Genomic DNA, 887 nt, shown 5'->3' with positions numbered 1-887 from the left:
GGTGACCCGTAGGGGACTCGAACCCCTGTTACCTCCGTGAAAGGGAGGTGTCTTAACCACTTGACCAACGGGCCGTTCTAACATGAAAAACTGTCGTCTAAGACAACAAAAATGATTATACCAGCTTATTAACTGAAGTACAAGCATTATTTTTAATTAAACCAGAAACCATACAGCCTTACGCTTCGATTGTTTCAGCTTTGAATACGTTATCCAGCTTATCCTCTGGTGTTAGTCTCTTCTTGAGTGGAACCTTAACATCTCTTCCCAATTCTTTGAAGAAGGTGTCTACATCACATTCAATTTTATCGACATATACAGACAATACTCCTCTTTCAATAATCGCTTCATTACCTTCAGCAGGAACGGTTACTTCGATTGAGTATTTTTTCATCAACGTGTTGCTGTATCTGCCAAATATCTCAAGCAATTCCTCATTGTTGAATTTCCCAATCGCAGCTTGACCCTTGTTCGTAAAGTTTAAGTTTATTTTCATGTTTACAGCTCCTCATCTCTTATGATGCATCTGTTTGGACGGCTCGAGTAACTTATAACGAAAAAACCACTCTCTAGTCAGATTTATGATCTGAATATAAAGTGGCATCATCTATCAGAAAAGTGCTCACAGAATGACACCTTCTAAGTTCACCTATATACATCGGCAAGAAGTAAGTTATGGTGCGGTAGACAGGATTTGAACCTGCACGTCCATGGGACACTACCCCCTCAAGATAGCGTGTCTGCCGTTCCACCACTACCGCACATTTATATATCGATATCCTTCACTCACATTTGCTTAGTTATACTAAGAAATGGTGAGCCATGAAGGACTCGAACCTTCGACACCCTGATTAAAAGTCAGGTGCTCTACCAACTGAGCTAATGGC

1 protein-coding gene and 2 tRNA genes are annotated in these 887 nt (G+C 40.8%); all 3 read right to left on the bottom strand.

All coding sequences use genetic code 11. The features are described 5' to 3' along the window. Window positions 1-2 precede the first annotated feature (2 nt). Window positions 3-74, bottom strand: a tRNA-Glu gene (locus FGT79_RS30625). 104 nt (window positions 75-178) lie between these two features. After that, window positions 179-496, bottom strand: a complete 318-nt coding sequence (locus tag FGT79_RS30620) for a hypothetical protein (RefSeq protein WP_138756592.1) — start codon at window positions 494-496, stop codon at window positions 179-181. Window positions 497-676: 180 nt separating this feature from the next. Continuing rightward, window positions 677-761 (bottom strand) — tRNA-Leu (locus FGT79_RS30615). Window positions 762-887 lie beyond the last annotated feature (126 nt).

The sequence above is a fragment of the Paenibacillus sinopodophylli genome (assembly GCF_005930355.1).
GTDB classification, from domain to species: Bacteria; Bacillota; Bacilli; order Paenibacillales; family Paenibacillaceae; genus Pristimantibacillus; species Pristimantibacillus sinopodophylli.
Note: the sequence above shows the minus strand (reverse complement) of the source record. Positions and strands in the feature narration are given on the sequence as shown.